General features: G+C 42.4%; 17 protein-coding genes. 16 read left to right on the forward strand and 1 reads right to left on the reverse strand.

Annotation, left to right across the window (positions count from 1 at the left end; genetic code table 11):
• Positions 1-21: 21 nt before the first annotated feature.
• Genes def through spoVM form a run of 9 tightly spaced genes read left to right on the forward strand, consistent with a single transcriptional unit; the run spans position 22 to position 7,964 of the window.
• A complete protein-coding gene (gene def / locus CSV74_RS01360; protein WP_099690316.1) occupies positions 22-513 on the forward strand; it encodes a peptide deformylase in 492 nt (163 codons plus the stop codon).
• A complete protein-coding gene (fmt, locus tag CSV74_RS01365; protein WP_099690317.1) occupies positions 510-1,448 on the forward strand; it encodes a methionyl-tRNA formyltransferase in 939 nt (312 codons plus the stop codon). Before def ends, fmt begins: the two co-directional genes overlap by 4 nt.
• On the forward strand, positions 1,445-2,785 hold the full coding sequence (gene rsmB, locus CSV74_RS01370) for a 16S rRNA (cytosine(967)-C(5))-methyltransferase RsmB (RefSeq protein WP_029052340.1): 1,341 nt from the start codon (positions 1,445-1,447) through the stop codon (positions 2,783-2,785). The genes fmt and rsmB overlap by 4 nt, the downstream gene beginning before the upstream one ends.
• 28 nt (positions 2,786-2,813) lie before the next feature.
• Positions 2,814-3,572, forward strand: coding sequence for a Stp1/IreP family PP2C-type Ser/Thr phosphatase (locus CSV74_RS01375; protein WP_099690318.1), 759 nt, complete (start codon positions 2,814-2,816; stop codon positions 3,570-3,572).
• Entirely contained in the window at positions 3,569-5,572 is a 2,004-nt protein-coding gene (pknB, locus tag CSV74_RS01380; RefSeq protein ID WP_099690319.1) for a Stk1 family PASTA domain-containing Ser/Thr kinase, read from the forward strand. Before CSV74_RS01375 ends, pknB begins: the two co-directional genes overlap by 4 nt.
• A gap of 12 nt (positions 5,573-5,584) precedes the next feature.
• Positions 5,585-6,466, forward strand: a complete 882-nt coding sequence (gene rsgA / locus CSV74_RS01385; RefSeq protein ID WP_099690320.1) for a ribosome small subunit-dependent GTPase A — start codon at positions 5,585-5,587, stop codon at positions 6,464-6,466.
• A gap of 2 nt (positions 6,467-6,468) precedes the next feature.
• The gene (gene rpe / locus CSV74_RS01390; RefSeq protein ID WP_099690321.1) at positions 6,469-7,137 is read left to right on the forward strand and encodes a ribulose-phosphate 3-epimerase; all 669 of its coding nucleotides are present in this window, start codon (positions 6,469-6,471) and stop codon (positions 7,135-7,137) included.
• A complete protein-coding gene (locus CSV74_RS01395) occupies positions 7,134-7,787 on the forward strand; it encodes a thiamine diphosphokinase (protein ID WP_099690322.1) in 654 nt (217 codons plus the stop codon). Before rpe ends, CSV74_RS01395 begins: the two co-directional genes overlap by 4 nt.
• A gap of 15 nt (positions 7,788-7,802) precedes the next feature.
• Positions 7,803-7,964 (forward strand): stage V sporulation protein SpoVM, encoded by a 162-nt coding sequence (gene spoVM, locus CSV74_RS01400; protein WP_099690323.1) that lies wholly within the window; start codon positions 7,803-7,805, stop codon positions 7,962-7,964.
• A 344-nt stretch (positions 7,965-8,308) separates the two neighbouring features.
• Here spoVM and rpmB read toward each other — a convergent pair whose 3' ends face one another.
• Positions 8,309-8,497, reverse strand: a complete 189-nt coding sequence (rpmB, locus tag CSV74_RS01405; RefSeq protein WP_029052334.1) for a 50S ribosomal protein L28 — start codon at positions 8,495-8,497, stop codon at positions 8,309-8,311.
• A gap of 215 nt (positions 8,498-8,712) precedes the next feature.
• Here rpmB and CSV74_RS01410 point away from each other — a divergent pair, with 215 nt between their 5' ends.
• The 7 genes from CSV74_RS01410 (at position 8,713) to fabG (ending at position 16,265) form a co-directional block, all read left to right on the forward strand.
• The gene (locus CSV74_RS01410) at positions 8,713-9,075 is read left to right on the forward strand and encodes an Asp23/Gls24 family envelope stress response protein (protein WP_029052333.1); all 363 of its coding nucleotides are present in this window, start codon (positions 8,713-8,715) and stop codon (positions 9,073-9,075) included.
• A gap of 18 nt (positions 9,076-9,093) precedes the next feature.
• Entirely contained in the window at positions 9,094-10,749 is a 1,656-nt protein-coding gene (locus tag CSV74_RS01415) for a DAK2 domain-containing protein (protein ID WP_099690324.1), read from the forward strand.
• A 116-nt stretch (positions 10,750-10,865) separates the two neighbouring features.
• Positions 10,866-12,905: an ATP-dependent DNA helicase RecG gene (gene recG, locus CSV74_RS01420; protein ID WP_099690325.1), complete on the forward strand. Its 2,040-nt coding sequence runs from the start codon at positions 10,866-10,868 to the stop codon at positions 12,903-12,905.
• 101 nt (positions 12,906-13,006) lie between these two features.
• Positions 13,007-13,579, forward strand: coding sequence for a transcription factor FapR (gene fapR / locus CSV74_RS01425; RefSeq protein ID WP_029052330.1), 573 nt, complete (start codon positions 13,007-13,009; stop codon positions 13,577-13,579).
• A gap of 6 nt (positions 13,580-13,585) precedes the next feature.
• Positions 13,586-14,578, forward strand: a complete 993-nt coding sequence (gene plsX, locus CSV74_RS01430; RefSeq protein ID WP_029052329.1) for a phosphate acyltransferase PlsX — start codon at positions 13,586-13,588, stop codon at positions 14,576-14,578.
• On the forward strand, positions 14,575-15,519 hold the full coding sequence (gene fabD / locus CSV74_RS01435; protein WP_099690326.1) for an ACP S-malonyltransferase: 945 nt from the start codon (positions 14,575-14,577) through the stop codon (positions 15,517-15,519). The genes plsX and fabD overlap by 4 nt, the downstream gene beginning before the upstream one ends.
• Positions 15,519-16,265: a 3-oxoacyl-[acyl-carrier-protein] reductase gene (gene fabG, locus CSV74_RS01440; RefSeq protein WP_029052327.1), complete on the forward strand. Its 747-nt coding sequence runs from the start codon at positions 15,519-15,521 to the stop codon at positions 16,263-16,265. The genes fabD and fabG overlap by 1 nt, the downstream gene beginning before the upstream one ends.
• Positions 16,266-16,347: the final 82 nt, after the last annotated feature.

Consider the following 16,347-nt stretch of genomic DNA (forward strand, 5'->3'; position numbering starts at 1 on the left):
CGAAGAAATGAGGAATTTATTTTGACAATATTAAAAATCGTAACGCACCCATCACCTATTCTCACAACACCATGTGAAGAAGTGACCGTATTTGACGATGAGTTGGGTATCTTACTAGATAATATGCATGAAACGATGATTGAACATGATGGTGTAGGCATTGCAGCTCCCCAAGTTGGCAAATCTATTCGTGTAGCGATTGTAGACTTCGATGAAGAGCAAGAAATTATCGAAATGATCAATCCCGTCGTCACGGCCACAGGAGGATCCGAAGTAGAAGTTGAAGGTTGCTTAAGCTTCCCTGGATTATTCGGAGAAGTAGAGCGTCCTTTCCATGTGCGGATTGAAGCACAAGAACGTGATGGTAAGCTATATGAATTAGAAGCAGAAGGCTATGAAGCACGAGCAATCCTGCATGAAATCGATCATTTGAACGGAATATTATTCGATAAGAAGATCCAACGTGTCGTTGATCCATCTGAATTCGAAGATGAAGAGGAGGATGACGAATGACAAAAATCATTTTCATGGGAACACCTGAATTTTCTGTAGGTGTTTTGACGATGCTATATAATGAAGGATATGAAATCCTTGCTGTCGTGACTCAACCGGATCGTCCAGTGGGCCGTAAGCGCGTACTGACACCTCCTCCTGTAAAGGAAGAAGCGGTGCGCTTAGGATTGCCTGTCATTCAGCCAGAGAAGCTGAAAGGCTCTGCAGAGTTGCAGGAAATTCTCGACCTACAGCCGGATCTAATAGTGACAGCCGCATTCGGTCAATTGCTTCCGAATGAATTGCTAGAAGCTCCGAAACTCGGTTGTATAAATGTCCATGCTTCTTTATTACCTAACTATCGTGGTGGCGCACCAATTCATCAGGCAGTCATGGATGGCAAGAAAGAAACGGGCGTCACGATCATGTACATGGCGGAGAAACTGGATGCGGGTGATATCATTTCACAAGTCACCACTCCAATTGAAGAAACAGACGATACGGGAACGATGTTTACCAAATTATCAATAGCAGGGACTACATTATTAAAAGAAACGTTACCATCCATTATTGCAGGCACGAATGAGCGTACAGTTCAGGATGAGACGCAAGTGACGTTTGCTAGAAACATCTCAAGAGAGCAGGAACGAATTGACTGGACAAGTTCAGCCAGTTCGATCTATAACCAAGTTCGGGGGTTACACCCTTGGCCTGTCGCATACACAAAATTTGCTGGTGATCAAGTGAAAATTTGGTGGACACAGGTGACCGAACAAATATCGGATGCAACGCCTGGAGAAATTATTGGTCTGGAAAAGGATCGTATTATTGTGCAAACAGGTGAAGGCGCGCTAGCAATTACCGATTTACAACCAGCTGGGAAAAAACGAATGACAGCTACCGTATTCTTAAATGGAATCGGGTCAAAATGGCAAGTGGGAGACAAATTTGAATGACAAATTATAAAAAGAAAATTTGGCGTGGCAATGTACGTGATGCAGCATTATCCATGTTGATGCAAATTGAAGAAGAACAAGCGTATAGTAATTTATTGCTTCATAAAACGATTGAAATCTATGACCTTCAGCCAAAAGACCGCGCATTATTGACGGAAATAACATACGGTACACTACAACAACAAATGACACTGGATTATTATTTAGCACCATTTGTTAGAGGGAAGCTACAACCATGGGTACGTCAGCTACTTAGACTATCCGTTTATCAAATCATTTACTTATCTAAAATTCCTGAGCATGCCGTTGTCAATGAAGCGGTAAAAATTGCCAATAAACGTGGACATAAAGGTGTTTCATCCATGGTCAATGGAATTTTACGCTCGATTTTGCGTGAAGGTGTACCTTCTTTAGATGAAATTGAAGATCCTATCACTCGTTTGTCTATAGAGACAAGTCACCCTGAATGGTTAATCCGAAGATGGATAGAGCAATACGGCATGGAAGAAGCTACGGCTGCGGCAGTTGTCAACAATCAACCTCCGATCACAACCGCGCGAATCAATAGAACAAAAACCAATATTGGTGAAGTAATCGGCTTGCTGAAGAAAGAAGGGATTACTGCAATAGCCGGTACTCTTTCTGACAGCAGTATCCAAGTGGAGTCAGGTAACCTAGCTTCTACAGAAGTGTTTAAACAAGGTTTGTTGACAATTCAGGATGAGAGCTCTATGCTTCCAGCTATCGCATTACAAGTGGAACCAGGTATGCGCGTATTGGATATGTGTGCAGCACCTGGCGGTAAAACCACTCATATCGCAGAACGTATGAAAAATGAAGGAGAAATTCAAGCACATGATCTGCACCCTCATAAATTACGTTTAATTGATCAAAATGCAGAGCGTCTCGGATTGACTTCCATCCATACAAATAGTGGGGATAGCAGAGAGTTATTGAAAACCTATGAACCTCAATCTTTTGACCGAGTGTTAGTAGATGCGCCATGTAGTGGATTAGGGGTCATTCGCAGAAAGCCTGAGATTAAATATAAAAAAACGATACAAGATATTGAAAAACTAACAGTCATTCAAAAAGAACTACTCGAAGTTGCCTGTCAGTTGGTTAAAAAAGACGGTATCTTAGTTTATAGTACATGCACGATTGATAAATCGGAGAACGAGGAGATTGTTGAATGGTTCTTGAAAGAGCAGCCAGACTTTGCACTCGTTCCACTTCATATTCTTGAAAGTGACAGTGAGCAACGCCATTTGCAAATATTACCGCACGACTATCAAAGTGACGGTTTCTTTGTAGCGACGTTACAAAGAATCAACTAACCTGACCAATTGAAATGGAGGGTAGCCTATGGAATATGAAATACGCTCAGATACAGGACGGAAACGTACGGTGAATGAAGATGACGCCGCCGTATTCGTACATTCTGAAAAGCGTACGATCCTCGCAGTCATTGCAGACGGAATGGGCGGCCATAAGGGCGGAGATTATGCTAGCGCCACTGCAGTGCGTATGATAGGCGAGCAATTCATGTCCGCTGACAAAGAAGTAGTAACGGAGCAAGATTGGATTGACTTGCTGTATGATGCAGTAGTAGATATTAACCAGTTTTTGTACACAACTGCGCAGAAAGATGACACGTATAAAGGCATGGGTACTACGCTAGACCTCGCGCTGATCTTGGATAATCACTGTGTTGTTTTTCATGTAGGAGACAGCCGGATTTATCAAGTGACAGGCAAAGCGATTCGTCAAATTACGAAAGACCATTCATTTGTGAATGTGTTGCTTGATAGCGGTGAAATTACGGAACAGGAAGCTGAAGTGCATCCACAGCGTAATTGGATTATGAAAGCGGTAGGCTCGGAGAAATCCATTGTACCTGACCGCTACACATTTCCTTTACTGTCACACTCGTATTTATTACTTTGTACAGATGGTTTAAGCAATAAGATCGAAAAGGAAAAAATGCTTGATATTATATTGAATGAAGATTCATTGGCAAACAAAGCGAATGAGTTTATAGACTTGGCGAATCAGCGCGGTGGAGAAGACAATATTACCGTAATACTACTGGCTATTCCTGAAATTGAGGTGTCTCCCGTATGATTGGAAAGCGAATCGGTAAACGATACGAAATTATTCGGGTGATCGGTGACGGAGGTATGTCAAGAGTTTACTTGGCGCACGATATCATTCTCGACCGTGATGTAGCGATCAAAGTATTGCATTATGATTTTAGCAATGAAGAGGAATTAAAAAAACGATTTCAGCGGGAGGCACTTTCCGCTACGAGCCTAACACATCCTCATATAGTAAATATTTTTGATGTCGGCCAAGAAGATGAACTTCATTACTTAGTAATGGAATACATAGCTGGCAAAACACTGAAAGACTACATTCATACTCATGGCGCATTATCGGCAGAACACGCCGTGTCTATTATGAAGCAACTTGTATCTGCCATATCACATGCTCATCATAACGGTATTATTCATCGTGACATTAAACCTCAAAATGTACTGATGAACGGCGAGGACGATGTGAAAATAACAGACTTTGGAATTGCGATGGCCTTGAATTCTACGGTACATACGAAGACGAACTCAGTTATAGGAACTGTCCATTATCTGTCTCCTGAGCAAGCTAGAGGCGGTATGGCGACGAAACGATCAGATATATATTCACTCGGTATCGTATTTTATGAATTACTGACAGGGGAATTACCGTTTTCAGCGGAGACAGCGGTAGCGATTGCGTTAAAGCACTTACAAGAAGAAACACCATCTGTCCGTGATCAGTATCCTGAAATACCTCAGAGCGTAGAAAATGTCATTTTAAAGGCAACAGCTAAAGATTCAACCTATCGCTATGCGACTACAGATGACATGTATGATGATTTACTAACTGTTTTATCTCCTGAGCGTTTGAATGAAAGTAAATTCGCCTTACCATTTGATGATGATAAGACAATGGCTATTCCTGCTATTAAAGACGTTCCGAAATCCACTGTTGCGGAAGATACTATGAAAATAGCTCCTGCAAAACCCGAACCAGTAGCACCTACGAAAAAGAAAAAGAAGAAATGGCCGTTTGTATTAGTGGGTGGCATTTTACTTCTAGCGTTTCTGACATTTTTATTGGTTATGATGATGAAACCAAAGGAGATCATCGTACCTGAAGTTGTAGGGGAAGAAGAGCTTGTCGCTACAGAGATACTTGAAAAAGAGGGCTTTGTCATAGATGAGCGTTTTGAAGAGACGTCTGATGAATACACAGTAGGACAAGTAATTAAAACAGTACCTCAAGCAGGAAAGAAACGTAAAGAGGGAGACGGCGTAAAATTATTTATCAGCTCCGGGAAAGATCCGATGGTGCTTAGTGATTATACGGGTCGTAACTTTGAAGCGACCAAACGCTTTTTAAATGGCTACGGATTTTTATCCATTGAATCAGTTGAAGTCTATTCTGACGAGCCAAAAGGAACTATTCTGAGCCAACAACCTGAAGCAGATCAGTCTGTCATTCCTGAAGAAACGGAGTTGATCTTCACTGTCAGTAAAGGCAAAGAGTTGCAATCACTTGAAGATTTATCGGGTATGTCCGCTAAACAACTAGAAGAGTATGCGAAAAAATCCGGCCTGAAGATCCACATTGTCAGGGAAGAACATTCGGATAAAGTCGATAAAGGATATGTTATTTCTCAGAAGCCTTCCAAGGGAGAAAAATTGGAAAAAGGGGAACGGGTGGACGTTGTGATTTCGAAAGGTCCTGCGTCCAAGCCGATTAAGTTGTTAGTGAAGACTGTGACAATTCCATATAACTATCCCGAAGAATCAGTTGATGAAAATGAAGATGATGAGGAAGAAGAAATAGATTCAGAAATAGATCCGAAGCCTCATCCTGAACTCGTTCCTCAGAAAGTCCAGATTTATGTACAGGATCGCACGCACACAATGAATGATCCCATCGAGGAGTTTGAGATTACTGAAGATACGACACGCAAGGTTACGATCGAACTTCGAGAAGGAGAACGCGGAGGATACAAAATTATGCGTGATCAAACAGTGATAGAGGAAGATAAGTTCAACTATACAGATTTGGAATAGAGGAGGAGTTCGATGGCTGAAGGCCAAATTCGTAAAGCAATCAGTGGGTTTTATTACGTAGAGCATAATGGGGATTTAATTCAATGTAAAAGCCGTGGTGTTTTTCGATTAAAGAAAATTAGTCCCTTGGTGGGGGACTTCGTTACGTATGTTCCTGACGGAGCCAATGATGCGACGATTACAGATGTTCATCAGAGGAAAAGTGAGTTAGTCAGACCGCCTATAGCTAATGTAGATCAAGTGTTGCTGGTCTTTTCGGTTGTGGAACCAAATATGAGTCTTCGTTTACTAGACCGTTTCTTAACGGTCATTGAATCACATCAGTTAGAACCGATTTTGTATATTTCTAAAGAAGATATTGCGGATCCCAAAATATTAGAAGAGAATGAAAAAAATCTCGCATATTATCAACGTATCGGATATACGGTTCTGCGCAATGTAGAGAATAAACATTCATTGCTTGAAACACTTCGTCCGTATTTTAGCGGTAAAACCACTGTCCTTGCAGGTCAGTCAGGTGTGGGAAAATCCACGTTATTGAATACGATACTACCTGAACTACAACTAAAAACCGGTGTGATCTCGGATGCGCTTGGACGAGGGAAACATACTACACGTCATGTAGAGTTACTGGAAGTGGCGGGCGGTTTGGTAGCAGATACACCTGGCTTTAGTTCTTTGGATTTCGAACATATCGAAAAAGAAGAACTGCGGGATTATTTTGTGGAGATTTCTGAAGCAGGTGCAGGTTGTAAATTTAGAGGATGTCTTCATGTGAAAGAACCTGGTTGTGCAGTTAAAGCACAGGTGGAAGAAGAAAATATTTCAGAAGGTCGCTATAAGAATTATTTGTTGTTCTTGCAAGAAATTATGGATAGAAAGCCGAGGTATTGATTATGATAAAAATTGCGCCATCTATTTTAGCAGCAGACTTTGCAAGGCTTGGTGAAGAAGTGAAAGAAGTAGAAAAAGCGGGAGCCGAACTAATTCACATTGATGTAATGGACGGACATTTCGTACCGAATATTACAATGGGCCCTATTGTCGTCGAGGCGTTGCGTCCATTGACGGAGTTACCGCTTGACGTCCATTTGATGATTGAAAATCCGGACGCTTATATTGAGGACTTTGCGTCAGCGGGTGCGGATTATATTACTGTACACGTAGAAGCATGCCCTCACCTACACAGAACATTGCAATTGATCAAATCGACAGGTGCAAAACCAGGTGTTGTGTTAAATCCTCATACACCGGTTGAACATATCATGCATGTCCTGGAAGATATTGATATGGTATTGTTCATGACAGTCAATCCAGGTTTTGGCGGACAGTCGTTTATCCATTCGGTCCTACCAAAAGTGAAACAACTCTCTGATATCATCAAAGAGCGTAATCTATCTATTGAAATCGAAATTGATGGCGGTATTAACGAAGAAACCATCAAACCTTGTGTGGAAGCAGGTGCGACTATTTTTGTTGCAGGTTCTGCAATTTACGGAAAAGAAGACCGCGCAAAAGCTCTTCAAGCTATTAAATCAGCAGGCGAGAGTGTGATGGCGAGATGAAGTATGCCATCGTGTGTGCAGCAGGTCCTATAGAAGAAGTAGTTGACTTAGCTGAATACGATCAAGAAGATACTGTGTATATCGGGGTAGACCGTGGTGCGTTGTATTTATTGGAAAAAGGGATCCAGCCCAATGAAGCAGTTGGCGACTTTGATTCTGTGACGGAAGAGCAATTTAAACAGATCAACTCGAACGTAGAAATTGTCCATCGTGCGAATGAAGATAAAGATGAGACAGACACAGAACTGGCTGTACAGCGAGCGCTTGCGTATCAACCCGATTATATTATATTAACTGGCGTGACGGGTGGTCGCCTGGATCACTTACAGTCTGCTTTGCATTTATTGTATCGTATGCAAGCAGGAAATCCTAAAGTGAAATTCAAGATACACAACACTACAAATGATATTCGTGTCATGCTACCTGGCGTGAGACGTGTAAAGAAAGATTCACGCTTTCCGTATACTTCCTTTTTCTCGTTTGGCCCCGTCGTGACAGGGTTGACGCTGACAGGCTTCAAATATGAAACGGTGAATGAACGATTAGAAATGGGTGTAACTCGTTTTACAAGTAACGAAACAGTGGCGGATGTTTGTACTATCTCTTTCCGTGAAGGCATATGCTTAATGGTAAGGAGTTCAGATTCCTGAAAGGAGTTGGGGGATTTGCGAGTATACACATTCACGCTTCCGAAGTTTGTCAGTAACATCGTGAGAAAGTGCGCAGTAGCTTTTCAAAAGGACAGCCGTACTAAATCGACTGTTGCTGCCAATTCAAAAGCCGCCAAGACAAAAAAACGCAAAAAAGAAAAATCACAAAGCGCCTAAAAAGGTGCTTTGTGTTTTTTTGAATTTTAGATAAGCATAAAAGCACCGGTGATTCCTCGAACAACTGTCGAGGTTAACCGGCGCTTTCAGCTTTTAATCATATCAGCTTCAGACGGCAGCGGCTCGGGACACTTCAGGCTAGAAAGTACAGGCAAAAACAGCCTGTATTTTCTAGCCCTCCAGTGCCTGTCGCGGCTAAACGCCGTCTTCAGCTTTCGATTACATCCAGCTTCAAGCGCCAGCCTCTCGGATTGTTTCGGAATTTCCAGAAAGGCAAAAAAGCGCCTTTATGGTAATTCCTCCAACATCTGTCGAGGCTTACCGGCGCTTTCAGCATTAGATCATTATACTCGTTGTACTTTGCCTGATTTTAAAGCTCTTGCAGATACCCAAACGCGTTTAGGTTTGCCGTCGATTAGGATTCTAACTTTTTGAAGGTTAGCGCCCCAAGTGCGCTTGCTAGAGTTCAAAGCGTGAGAACGAGTGTTTCCAGAACGAGCTTTACGTCCAGTAATAACACATTGTTTAGCCATTTTAGTTCCTCCTCGTGAATTATTTAGCGATTCACGTTACAATTCGCATACCATAGTACTTTATCATAAGCGTCGAATCGATGCAACATTTTATTTTGATACTCTCAAGGTTTTTTCCTTTACACTATATTTTAACGGTTTCAATACTTTCATTCCTGATGAATTCCCGTATAATGTACGTATGATGTGTCTAGAGATGGGGGAGGAGAAGAGGAATGTCAATCGAACTGAAAAATGAGCATGGTACAATTGATATTACAAATGACGTAATTGCACAAGTAGTCGGAGAGGCTGCGGTCGAGTGTTATGGAATTGTAGGGATGGCTTCTCAGCATCAAATTCGCGATGGGCTTACAGAAATTCTTCGCAAGGAAAACTATTCTCGTGGCGTAATTGTACGTAACGAGGGCGATGCATTCCATATCGATATCTACGTCATCATGAGCTACGGCACGAAAATCACTGAAGTGGCCTATCAAGTACAATCTAAAGTGCAATATATAGTGAAAACGACGTTGGGGCTATCAGTAAGTTCTATAAATATTTTTGTTCAGGGAGTTCGTGTAACGAACGTGTAAAAGGAGGCCTTTAAGTCAATGACTTCAATCAATGGATTGCAATTTGCGAAGATGGTAGAAATGGGTTCGCATCATCTTCATCAAAATGCGGATTATGTGGATTCTTTAAATGTATTCCCGGTGCCAGATGGTGATACGGGAACGAATATGAATTTATCCATGACATCCGGTGCGAAAGAAACAGAAAGAAATGCTCAGGAACATATCGGTTTGACGGCACAGGCATTTTCAAAAGGGTTGCTTATGGGTGCTCGTGGAAATTCTGGTGTGATCCTATCCCAGTTATTCAGAGGCTTCAGCAAGCAAATTGAAAATGAAGCAGAAGTCAACGTTAAGCAATTTGCGGAAGCACTTCAATACGGTGTGGATACAGCTTACAAAGCCGTTATGAAACCTGTAGAAGGAACCATTTTGACCGTTGCCAAAGACGCAGCTAACGCGGCAGTTGAGCATATAGCAGATGCATCAGATTTAACGGCATTGCTAGAAATTATTGTAGAAGAAGCTAAGGCTTCGCTGAAACGAACGCCTGATCTTTTACCTGTGTTAAAAGAAGTAGGAGTAGTAGACAGTGGTGGACAAGGTCTCGTATATGTATACGAAGGATTTTTGGCATGCCTAAAAGGTGAAGACTTACCTGAGAAGGTAGTGATGCACTCAATGGATGACTTAATTATGACAGAGCATCACCGCAGTATACAAAGTTTCATGAACTCAGAAGACATTGAGTTTGGCTACTGTACGGAATTTATGGTCAAATTGGATTCGGATAAGTTGCATGGTCAGCCATTTGATGAAGCCACATTCCGTCAAGATTTAAGTGAACTTGGTGACTCACTACTCGTCATTTCAGATGATGAAGTAGTAAAAGTACATATTCACACTGAAGAACCGGGAGATGCTTTGTCTTATGGACAGAAATATGGTTCATTAACGAAGATGAAGATCGATAATATGCGTGAGCAACATAGTGATATTATGAATCGGGATGAAACGTCAACATTGAAACCGGTTCAGCATAAATACGCGATTGTAACGGTTTCGATGGGCGAAGGCATCGCAGAACTTCTGAAAAGCATTGGAGCATCAGCTGTAATTGAAGGTGGACAGACGATGAATCCTTCAACGGAGGATATCGTTAAAGCGATTCAAGAAATCGGTGCAGAAAGAGTATTGATCTTGCCGAATAATAAAAACATTATCATGGCTGCTGAACAAGCGGCTGAAGTGTTGGAGATTGAAGCGGCAGTTGTAGCGACGAAATCCGTTCCGGAAGGTTTAGCGGCTATTTTGGCATTTAATCCTGAAGCAACAGTTGAGAAGAATGCCACAGCAATGTTACAAGCGGCTTCTGCTATAAAAACTGGTCAGGTCACTTACGCTGTTCGTGATACATCGATCGATGGTGTAACGATCCATAAAGATGATTTCATGGGAATCGCTCAAGGCAAAATCACTAGTTCCGATTCTTCCTTGGAAAGTGTGACAAAGAACCTTATTTCATCCATGATTGATGAAGCAGATGAGATCGTCACAATCATTTATGGTGAAGACGTGACCTCTGAAGAAGCAGAAAAAGTTAGTGAATATGTTGAAGAGCAATTCGAGCATGTAGATATAGAATTATACGCTGGAAAACAACCGCTCTATCCATATATTATCTCTGTTGAATAAATACATCACGTTGTCCCGCAAGTAGGGGCAACGTTTTTATTTTCCTGTCTTTTCATGGTAAACTGAAAAGAAGAACACTCGTTTTCTAACTAGATATGGAAAGGAGGTAATTTTACATGGAGAACATCTTGGAAAATAGTGTAGGGACAGTAAAAGGAATCGGTAAAGCAACAACTGAACAATTTGAAAAACTGGGAATTTTGACGATTGAAGATTTGTTGTACACTTTCCCGTACCGCCATGAAGATTTTCGTATGAGGGATTTGACTGAAACGCCACATGGTGAGCGCGTCACGGTGGAAGGTCGGGTAGAGTCCGAACCGACCGTGTTTTATTCTGGAAAAAATCGTTCAAGAATGCAAGTCCGTTTATTGGTCGGCCATCATTTAGTAAAAGCAGTGTTTTTCAATCAACATTATTTAAAAGACCGTCTAGTTACGGGAATGCAAATAAATGTTACTGGCGCATGGGATCGAGGCCGCCAGTCAATAACGGTGAATCGTCTACATACCGGTGAGCAAACTGATTTTGAACCGGTTTATAGTTTGAAAGGAATTATGCATCAAAAAACGTTTCGGCGCTATATGCGCACTGTGATAGATTTAACGGCTGGTGTTATAGAAGAGACACTGCCGCAGGAAATGCTCGAAGTCTACAAGTTGCCGTCTATTACACAAGCTTTAGAGATGGTTCATTTCCCGACTAAGACTGAAGACGTCAAGCATGCTCGTAGACGTTTTGTTTATGAAGAATTATTACTGTTTCAGTTAAAAATTCAAGGGATGAAAAAACTGCGTAAAGAGCAAGAAAAAGGACTTGTTATTCAATATGACTTGGATTTGCTGAAAAAGTTCATCCATACGTTGCCGTTTGAATTAACGAATGCGCAAAAACGTGTGGTGAATGAATTATGTGCAGAGTTGAAATCACCACTCCGTATGAACCGTTTACTGCAAGGGGATGTGGGATCAGGCAAGACAGCTGTGGCAGCCATCGCTCTGTATGCAGCGGTGACAGCAGGATTCCAGGGAGCATTGATGGCGCCAACAGAAATATTGGCTGAACAACATGCCGAGTTATTAGCCAACTGGTTCGAACCGTTTGGTGTGACTGTCGCATTTCTAGCTGGATCTACAAAAGCGAAAGCGAGAAGAGAGTTACTGGAACGGTTAGAAGTCGGGGAGATTGACTTGCTCATCGGAACGCACGCGCTCATCCAACCTGAAGTACAATTTCATAAACTGGGCTTTGTCGTGACGGATGAACAACACCGTTTCGGAGTGCAACAACGTCGTGTCTTGCGTGATAAAGGTTTAAACCCGGATGTATTATTCATGACTGCGACCCCTATTCCTAGAACGCTAGCCATTACGGTATTTGGTGAAATGGATGTTTCGGTTTTAGACGAATTACCGGCAGGACGGAAAGAAATTGAAACCCATTGGTTAAAAGAAGAATCCTTAATACCTGTGTTACAGAAGATGGAGAAAGAGTTACGTGCAGGAAGGCAGGCGTATGTCATTTGTCCATTGATCGAAGAATCCGATAAGTTGGATGTCCAAAACGCAGTGGAAGTACATGCAGAATTGAGTAACTATTTCGCTGGTCGGTATACGGTAGGTTTGATGCACGGTCGATTGCCTTCAGCTGAAAAAGATCAGGTCATGCGGGAATTCAGTGAAGGACAGTCAAATGTCCTTGTTTCCACTACAGTTGTAGAAGTAGGCGTCAATGTGCCGAACGCAACTTTCATGCTGATTTATGATGCAACAAGATTCGGTCTAGCTCAGTTACACCAATTAAGGGGACGTGTAGGACGAGGATCCGATCAGTCATATTGTGTATTGCTCGCTAATCCGTCTACAGAAGAAGGAAAGATGCGGATGCAGTCGATGACAGAAACGAACGATGGATTTATTTTAGCTGAAAAAGATTTGGAGCTACGCGGATCAGGGGATATTTTTGGCAAGAAGCAAAGTGGAATGCCAGAATTCAAAATGGCAGACTTGATTCATGATTTTAAAGCACTCTCTATAGCGCGTGAGGATGCGGAACGCTTGTTGAATTCAGATGCGTTTTGGACAAGTGATGAATATGCCACATTACGCGAACGTCTAGAGCAGTCAGGCGCACTCACTGATAAGCGTATAGATTGATAGATGTGTAACGTAGTATATAAGATAACCTCTTGCAATCTGATTTACCTCTTTATATACTTAGTATTAATACCAAGTGCTAATCTGGAGGGGTGTAGTAATTGAGAGTTCCGAAACAGGAGAGGCAACAATTACTTGTAACGCTGCTTAAAGAAGATCCTTTTCTAACAGATGAAGACATTGCCAGGCATTTTTCTGTGAGTATTCAAACCGTCCGGCTGGATCGATTAGAATGTCATATTCCGGAATTGCGAGAGCGGTTGAAATCCGTAGCGTCACAACAAATGTTAGGTACAGTGAAGTCTATGCAAGCAGAAGAAATATTTGGAGAAATTATTGATGTGGAATTGGATGATAAAGCAATTTCAATCTTTGATGTACAAGACGTGCATGTGTTCAAACGAAATGGCATAGCCAGAGGTCATCATTTGTTTGCGCAAGCGAACTCATTGGCTGTAGCGGTCTTGGACGATGATTTGGCTTTGACAGTTCGTTCTTCACTGCACTTTCAAAAGCCAGTAAGAGCCGGTGATCGTGTAGTGTCTCGTGCTACTGTGCGCAAGGAAACCTTGAAAAATAAAAGTACGGTCGTCGATGTCCTGTCAACAGTAGAGAGTGATCCTGTTTTTTCGGGGGAGTTTCAGATGTACCGTACAACAAAAAAAGGCGGGTAATTACATATGATTATTGCAGTAGATGCAATGGGTGGAGATAACGCACCCGGAGAGATTGTCAAAGGAGTATTGCAGAGCCTTCATGCATTTGATGACATAACGATACATATATTTGGTGATGAGCAAAAAATGGCACCATTCCTCGAAACACATCCACGCCTCCAAGTAGTACACTGCTCTGAAGTCATTGAACCTGATGATGAGCCCGTGCGTGCGATTCGAAAGAAAAAAGATGCTTCCATGGTCCGTATGGCGCAAGCGGTAAAAGATGGAGAGGCTCAGGCGTGTGTGTCAGCTGGTAATACAGGGGCTCTTATGTCGGCAGGACTCTTTATCGTAGGTCGCTTAGATGGTATTCAAAGACCGGCACTGGCACCGACGTTACCCACCATTGACGGCAGTGGTTTCGTGTTGTTAGATGCAGGAGCGAACTCAGATAGTAAACCGACACAGTTAGCACAATTTGCCGTCATGGGTAGTATCTATGCAGAGAAAGTGCGCGGAATCGACAAGCCCCGTGTAGGGTTATTGAATATTGGAACAGAAGCTGGAAAAGGTAATGAGCTGACAAAACACGCCTATGAAGAGTTGCAAGCTGCACCCATCAACTTCGTCGGTAATGTGGAGTCGCGTGATTTGTTGAATGGCGTGGCAGATGTCGTTGTCACGGACGGTTTTACAGGAAACATGGTGTTGAAAACTATTGAAGGTACTGCGATGAATGTGTTTTCCATGATCAAAGATGTGTTCATGTCTTCATTGAAAACCAAACTTGCCGCTGGCTTAGTGAAAGATGATCTAAAAGGTTTGAAGAAGAAGATGGATTACTCGGAGTATGGCGGAGCGGGTTTATTTGGCTTGAACCATCCGGTCATCAAAGCGCATGGTTCATCAAATGCCAACGCGCTTTTTAATGCAGTTCGCCAAGCAAGAACCATGGTACAATATCAAGTATGCGAAACGATTAAAAAAACAATCGGAGAGGAAGAGGAATCTTGAGTAAACTGGCATTTGTTTTTCCGGGACAAGGCTCACAAGCTGTAGGGATGGGGAAAGTATTCACAGAGAAGAACGAGGCATGTAAGGAATTCATGCAAAAAGCTGATGAAGCTCTTGGTTTTGAACTGAGCACATTGATGCTCGAAGGCCCTCAAGATGAATTGACGTTGACCTATAATGCTCAACCGGCTCTACTTACGGTGGGTGCGATGATCGCAGCACGTTTGGAAGAAGAAGGCATTATGCCAGACTATACAGCAGGACATAGTCTAGGTGAGTATACAGCTCTTGTTGAATCCAAAGTTCTTTCATTTGAAGATGCAGTAGTGGCTGTTCATAAAAGAGGTCTGTATATGAATGAAGCCGTACCAGCAGGTAAAGGTGCCATGGCGGCCATACTTGGAATGGATCGTGACGTATTGGAGTCGATTACAGCGAACATTACGGAGTCGGGACATCCTGTACAACCAGCCAACTTAAACTGCCCTGGCCAAATCGTTATTTCGGGTGCAAAGGAAGGTGTGGATAAAGCATGTACAGCCTTGAAGGAAGCGGGTGCGAAACGTGCATTACCATTGAATGTAAGTGGACCCTTCCACTCTGTCCTCATGCAACCAGCGGCAGGAGAATTACAAAAGACGCTTGAAGGCATCGATATGAAGGATGCAAAAATTCCTATCATTGCAAACGTTACAGCAGATGAAGTAACGAAGCAGGATGAAATAAAAAAATTACTTGTTGAACAATTGTACTCACCTGTACGCTGGGAAGAGTCTATTGAAAGATTACTTGAATTGGGTGTTACTCGTTTCATAGAGTGTGGACCAGGAAAAGTATTGAGCGGATTAATCCGTAAAATAGACCGTACAGCAAAAGTATATCCAGTATACGATGAAGAAACGCTTGAGAAGTTGCTTGAAGAAGCGAAAGGATGGTCATGATGGGAAGATTCGATGGGAAAACGGCAGTAGTTACAGGGGCATCCAGAGGGATTGGGCGCACTGTCGCTTTACGCTTAGCTTCGGAAGGTGCTAAGGTAGTCGTTAATTATAGCGGTAGCCAAGATCGGGCAGAAACGGTCGCAGCGGAAATTCGTTCTGCGGGTGGAGAAGCACTTGTCTTTCAAGCGAATGTCTCTGATGCTGATCAAGTGAAAGCCATGATGGATGAGACGATTAAGCAATTTGGTAGTATTGATATCCTCGTTAATAACGCTGGCATCACGCGAGATAATTTATTGATGCGCATGAAGGAAGACGAGTGGGATGAGGTATTATCGATTAACTTAAAAGGTGTATTCCTATGCACAAAAGCTGTTACGCGCCAAATGATGCGTCAGCGTGCAGGAAGAATTGTTAATATGGCTTCGGTCGTAGGTGTTGTAGGAAATGCTGGACAAGCAAATTATGTGGCGGCAAAAGCGGGCGTCATTGGTTTGACGAAAACAACCGCAAAAGAATTAGCGGCACGTAATATTTTAGTGAATGCCGTCGCTCCAGGATTCATTACAACAGATATGACAGATGAATTGGGCGATGATATGAAAGAGCAATTATTATCAACGATTCCTTTAGGCAAGCTTGGAAGTGCGGAAGATGTAGCGGGTGCCGTCGCATTCTTACTATCCGATGAAGCGAAATATATTACCGGTCAGACCATTAATGTAGACGGCGGCATGGTGATGTAAATGAACTACTTCTCCTAAAGCGCTGTTTATGGTTGCGTAACGAGGGGACTACCCTCTATAATTCAATAGTAACTAATGAGCC

Origin of the sequence: Sporosarcina sp. P19 (genome assembly GCF_002743165.1) — a bacterium.
Lineage (GTDB): Bacteria > Bacillota > Bacilli > Bacillales_A > Planococcaceae > Sporosarcina > Sporosarcina ureae.

Excerpts from the sequence above, each read along its gene's own strand:
- plsX (WP_029052329.1), top strand. The coding sequence starts at position 13,586 with ATGATTATTGCAGTAGATGCAATGGGTGGAGATAACGCACCCGGAGAG.
- rsmB (WP_029052340.1), top strand. The coding sequence starts at position 1,445 with ATGACAAATTATAAAAAGAAAATTTGGCGTGGCAATGTACGTGATGCA.
- rpe (WP_099690321.1), top strand. The coding sequence starts at position 6,469 with ATGATAAAAATTGCGCCATCTATTTTAGCAGCAGACTTTGCAAGGCTT.
- CSV74_RS01375 (WP_099690318.1), top strand. The coding sequence starts at position 2,814 with ATGGAATATGAAATACGCTCAGATACAGGACGGAAACGTACGGTGAAT.
- CSV74_RS01415 (WP_099690324.1), top strand. The coding sequence starts at position 9,094 with ATGACTTCAATCAATGGATTGCAATTTGCGAAGATGGTAGAAATGGGT.
- recG (WP_099690325.1), top strand. The coding sequence starts at position 10,866 with ATGGAGAACATCTTGGAAAATAGTGTAGGGACAGTAAAAGGAATCGGT.
- pknB (WP_099690319.1), top strand. The coding sequence starts at position 3,569 with ATGATTGGAAAGCGAATCGGTAAACGATACGAAATTATTCGGGTGATC.
- fabG (WP_029052327.1), top strand. The coding sequence starts at position 15,519 with ATGGGAAGATTCGATGGGAAAACGGCAGTAGTTACAGGGGCATCCAGA.
- fmt (WP_099690317.1), top strand. The coding sequence starts at position 510 with ATGACAAAAATCATTTTCATGGGAACACCTGAATTTTCTGTAGGTGTT.
- rsgA (WP_099690320.1), top strand. The coding sequence starts at position 5,585 with ATGGCTGAAGGCCAAATTCGTAAAGCAATCAGTGGGTTTTATTACGTA.
- CSV74_RS01395 (WP_099690322.1), top strand. The coding sequence starts at position 7,134 with ATGAAGTATGCCATCGTGTGTGCAGCAGGTCCTATAGAAGAAGTAGTT.
- rpmB (WP_029052334.1), bottom strand. The coding sequence starts at position 8,497 with ATGGCTAAACAATGTGTTATTACTGGACGTAAAGCTCGTTCTGGAAAC.
- CSV74_RS01410 (WP_029052333.1), top strand. The coding sequence starts at position 8,713 with ATGTCAATCGAACTGAAAAATGAGCATGGTACAATTGATATTACAAAT.